This is a genomic window from Corynebacterium sp. MSK195, assembly GCF_030228885.1.
Taxonomy (GTDB): Bacteria; Actinomycetota; Actinomycetes; order Mycobacteriales; family Mycobacteriaceae; genus Corynebacterium.
Window position 1 is genome coordinate 1 of sequence record NZ_JASPGT010000023.1, and the last position, 4,508, is coordinate 4,508.

General features: G+C 55.7%; 5 protein-coding genes and 1 pseudogene. 3 read left to right on the forward strand and 3 right to left on the reverse strand.

The genetic code is table 11. The features are described from left to right. Positions 1-90 precede the first annotated feature (90 nt). Together QP909_RS11460 and QP909_RS11465 are read left to right on the forward strand one after the other, a co-directional pair. Positions 91-354: pseudogene (locus tag QP909_RS11460) on the forward strand (ATP-binding protein); the annotation flags it as partial. 137 nt (positions 355-491) lie between these two features. Then, positions 492-632, forward strand: a complete 141-nt coding sequence (locus QP909_RS11465) for a hypothetical protein (protein ID WP_232745367.1) — start codon at positions 492-494, stop codon at positions 630-632. On the opposite strand, the gene QP909_RS11470 is transcribed toward QP909_RS11465, so the two are convergent. Further along, complete coding sequence (locus QP909_RS11470; RefSeq protein ID WP_284767304.1) at positions 633-1,862, reverse strand: MFS transporter; 1,230 nt, start codon at positions 1,860-1,862, stop codon at positions 633-635. Between the two features lie 91 nt (positions 1,863-1,953). On the opposite strand from QP909_RS11470, the gene QP909_RS11475 reads away from it, so the two are divergent. Further along, complete coding sequence (locus QP909_RS11475) at positions 1,954-2,631, forward strand: TetR/AcrR family transcriptional regulator (RefSeq protein WP_070462451.1); 678 nt, start codon at positions 1,954-1,956, stop codon at positions 2,629-2,631. A 248-nt stretch (positions 2,632-2,879) separates the two neighbouring features. Here the strand turns inward: QP909_RS11475 and QP909_RS11480 are convergent, their stop codons facing one another. Together QP909_RS11480 and QP909_RS11485 are read right to left on the reverse strand one after the other, a co-directional pair. Continuing rightward, positions 2,880-3,764, reverse strand: coding sequence for a hypothetical protein (locus tag QP909_RS11480; protein ID WP_070529834.1), 885 nt, complete (start codon positions 3,762-3,764; stop codon positions 2,880-2,882). Positions 3,765-3,776: 12 nt separating this feature from the next. After that, on the reverse strand, positions 3,777-4,457 hold the full coding sequence (locus QP909_RS11485) for a hypothetical protein (RefSeq protein ID WP_284767305.1): 681 nt from the start codon (positions 4,455-4,457) through the stop codon (positions 3,777-3,779). Positions 4,458-4,508 lie beyond the last annotated feature (51 nt).

The window sequence follows — 4,508 nt, forward strand, 5'->3', positions numbered from 1 at the left end:
GAAACCGAGTACTATCTCACCCAGCCCATCAACACAGGGCCGTAAAAGAAGCGGAACTAAACCCAGGACGCTTCAGAGTTTCTTCAAGACTTACACCTGGCAGACGTACTCGTGCTTGATGACTTCTTAACAACGCCGATTGATGCTGCCACAGCACACCAGCTGCTCAACATTCTTGCTGAGCGCGAACACCGGAGATCAACCATTGTCACCTCCCAGTTCACACCCGATGAGTGGTACAAGTCCATCCCGGATGCTGTCATCGCCGAGTCGATCCTGAATCGGCTTGTCGTTGGCGCTGAGATCATCACACTCGAAGGACCAAACATGCGCCTCGAAGCCAATACGCAGTAGCGGCTCATAGTCAACGCCCGGGTGTTACCCGATACTCACCCGGGTGTTACCCGATACTCACCCGGGCGTTACTGAATACTCACCACAGCGTTACTAAATCCGTGGTCCTAACAGCTATCGCGTCCCCATTCGTGGCCATGTCTCAGTCGTTTAGCAAGCAGGCGAATACGCTCTGGTACGAGATTTTCGATGTCGTCAAAGCCAACTCGCTGGTGGACTACTCGGGGCCGACTCCTGCGGATAACGTGATGGAACGGCTACTTCAGGCACGCTCATAGTTATTGGCGTAGTGCGGGTGCAGTGTGGGCGTAGATGACGACCACTGCAATCAAGGCGATACAGACGGCGAAGGGTGCCAGCGGGTTCCACCCGTAAAGGGCGGTCGAAGCCAGCGGGGCAATCGCGTACGCCAACCCATTATTAGCGTTGATGATGCCAGCCACTGCGCCTTGCTCATCTGCACTCATCTTCAAGGTTGGGCCAGTGTTGTACCCGGGCATCGCCAGTCCCATACCTACCCCCAGCACGATACACCCGACAACCAGTAAAGCGTGCGAGGAGGTAGGCCAAATGAGCACAGTTGCAACTAGTGTAATGGCCAGACCAGTACGTAAAAGCTTCGCTGCTCCCCACCCTGTCTTTGGAGCAATCACCGCTTGGGCAATGATCATGGTCACGCCCATGATGGTCAGGTAAATCGCGGAAATACCTGCGGTCGCAGTTGCCGACAGGGCGAAGCGGTCTTGGACAGTGAATCCAAAAATCGTAGCAACAGAAGAAAACACAAGAAACATCACCAGACCAGTTGCTAGCCAGGGAGCTACACGCGGATCAGTGAAGCGAATCCGTTGAGGCTTTGCAAAAAGTTGCCCTCGGCTTTGAGGTGCGAAACTCACCAAGAGAACAACCAGACCAATCACCATCACAACGGGCATGACCACCAAGGGCAAGAGCAGGCCACCAGCAGCGGCTAACACACCTCCAGTAACACCTCCAACAATGGAGGCCATCCCTTGAGCCGCTCCAATCATGCCCAGTGCTTTTACCCGCCCGTTCTCGCTGGCAGCATGCGTGACCAGGTGGGCTTGCGCGGTCGGGGCGATCGCTGAAATCCCTCCACCATAGAGCAAACCACGAGTGATCACAACACCAAAAACTAGTCCGACACTGCCAACTACCTGGTTCATCCCCAGGTAGGAGACAATACCGAAGGCGCTCAAAGCGATGATCGCGATCACAAGCCCAGCAGCGAGTACACGTTTAGCGCCGACACGTTGGGAAGCTCGCCCCCAATAAGCACTCAAGCTCGCTAGTACAATCGCTGCCAAAGAGATAGTGGCGCCAATATGCCATTCCCGCAATCCCATCTGTCGTGACAGTGGCGCGATGATCGGATTGAGAATCATTTGCCCCATAAAGGCGAGAAAAACGATTCCCACTACCAGGTTCGCTTGCGCTCCTGGATCAATAGAGCTCTGTGTCGGCTTATTACTACGAGGGTCGGGCATCACTACACTCCATTACTAGAACACTGTTTCACTTAGGGATATTGTAGAATGGTGTTCTAGTAAGGGTCAAGGAATAAGTTAGGGTCACCTTATGAACACTGTGCTAACGGGGCGAAGGGCTGGGCTATCACGCGAGCTGATTGTCAAACAAGCTGTACAGTTAAGCGCGATCAGTGGCGTTGAGGGATGGTCAGTACGGGACATTGCCCGTGAACTGGGCGTGGTTCCCTCAGTGATTTATCATTATTTTCCAAACAAGGAAGCCATTTGTGATGCTGTTGTAGACCGGGTATGTGTCGGGATTGAAGTTCCCGACCCGGACCTTGAATGGAAAGCCTGGTTTCGAGCTATGGCTCACAATCTACGCCCCGCATTGTTAGCATATCCGGGGATTACCGACAGGTTCGCGCGGGGCAAGTTCACCGAACAGTTTTTGCCGATGATCGATGGAGCCTGGGCCAAACTACAAGAAGCTGGGTTTGGTGACAATTCGCCTGTGGCCTACACAATTATCGCGAACTCGATCATCCACACGATCGGAGCGAGAAACCTGCGCGCATCCAATCAAATCCAGCCTCGCCACAACCTGCACGAAATGCTTGTCAGGCTTGAGCCTATGATGGCTCAATCTGTTGGACTGACCAGTATTGTCAACTCTTACCTGGAGCCTCTCTCACACCCTGATGAAGAAGAAGCGATGTCCGAGGAATACTACGACCTCGTCATCGATGTGATCCTAGACGGCATCGAACACACCCTGCTGCCTTAACTCTGACCCACTTCTCAATCATCGTCTTAGTGAGCGCCCGCACAGCTGTGTACTTCAACACAGCGGATGTAGCCCAGTTGATAAGCCGGGTCAGTTCACGTTCACCCCTCGCGTTATCATGGTCACGGAGACGGTTAAGTAGTTCTTCCTGATACGGATTATTCATGGTGTGCCCTTCATCCAGGTATGGGTAAAGGGGGCCAAGGCACACACCCTGACCCCCTTCGCTGCCTGCTACGGGCTAGCGTCTACTCGGTAGCACCCGCCGTGGTCGGCTCCACCACATCCTGTTCAGCCGTCGCCAGCACCTCCGGGCGGAACACGGAACCGCCGTACACCTGGAGGCCCGTAATCGCACGGGTGAAACGGAACGGCAGCATGGACGATTCCGCCACCTCCGTGATCTGGTAGCCGAACGGGGTAGCCATCGGGTGGCCCGCAATGACCACCTCACGGCCCGCCACCGTCGGCACCGTCGGCGCGGAAATGATGCGGAACCCGAGCAGGCGACCAATCTCACCGTTCAAGAGATTGCTGTTGTTCACTGCCTTGTCCAGGCGCTCGTCGTACAGCAACGCCGATTCCATCTCCGGGCCAACCATCACGAAACGGTCAGTCTTCGGAACCGAAGTGGCGTTGAGTTTCTTACGCAGCACCACCAGCGTCTTGTACGCGTCCTTCTTCTCAATGTCGAGCGGGAGGGTGCCCACCTTGTTGGAGTTCTTCACTCCGTCCTTCATGAGCTTGCCGATGTAGGTATCGACCTGCTCGGACATGCCTTCCTCTGCCTCGCTGACTGCCTCCGGCTTCACGTCTAGAGCAGACTGGACGGAAGATACCAGCGGAATCTTGAAGTTGAAGTAGTCGCCCTGGTCGGTCTTGAACTTACGCTCTCCGAACTCGACATCTTCAACAATCATGTCTTCGGACTCGTCGTACTTACGGATGGTGGGACGGCTAAGGTTGGTGACAACAACCTCGTCACCCTTACCGCGGATTTCGCCCTCAAAGTCGCAGTTCGTCACACCCTCCTGCGCGAATGCCCAGGTCTGACGGAGCGGCTGCATGAGCGCAGACGCGACAATCGGGCCGATTACCGGATCCCAGTTCTTGTGGGACTGTGGAGTTGCCATAGTGCGTTCCTCCTAGTGGAAACTTTTAGCGGCTGATACGGCCTTCCTCCACTGCCTTGTTGATTTCCTCAAACTTGCCCTGTGCGTACAGGCGGTCGAGGTCATCGGCGGTGAGGATTCGGCCATCGTTGTTGTTCGTGGGGCTGGGGTTCCGCTGGTGCGGGGTGCTACCCCACCCGCCTTGAACTGTGGGAATGAGTTGAGCGTGTTGGTGACGAGTTCGCCAGCCTTACTGTCCCACTCGTCGCTGCCCCACTTCGGGAGATCACCTACACCACGGAGATACGGCACAAGCATGTCGGGGTCTGCCCCGTTTTCCTTCGCCAGCTTGCGTAGGGTGTTGTCCTCGCGCATTCGGTCGAGTTCGGCCTGGAGCTTGTCACGCTCGGCTTCTCGTTCCTGCGCAGCGGCCTTGGCCTGCTTGATTTGTTCCTCCGTGTCTTTGTCGGACGGTTCAAAACCGAGTACCTGCGCGAGTTTCTTCAACGTCGCTGCCTGTTCTTCCGCCTGCTTCGCCTTCACTCGGCGGTCGCCGTTCTCGTTCTTCAACTTGCGGTTTTCCGCTTCGTATCGGGCGAGCTGCTTACGTAGCGCGTCAAGGTCTACGGCTTCGTCCGCCTCGTTGGCCTGCGCCTCGCCTAGGTGTTCACCGGCTTGGGTGTAGTTCGGGCCTGACCCCCGGAAAGTAGACACGTCGGGGGTTAGCTATGCTGCTTGAGTCAGTGTAGCTGATGTGAGTGCTTC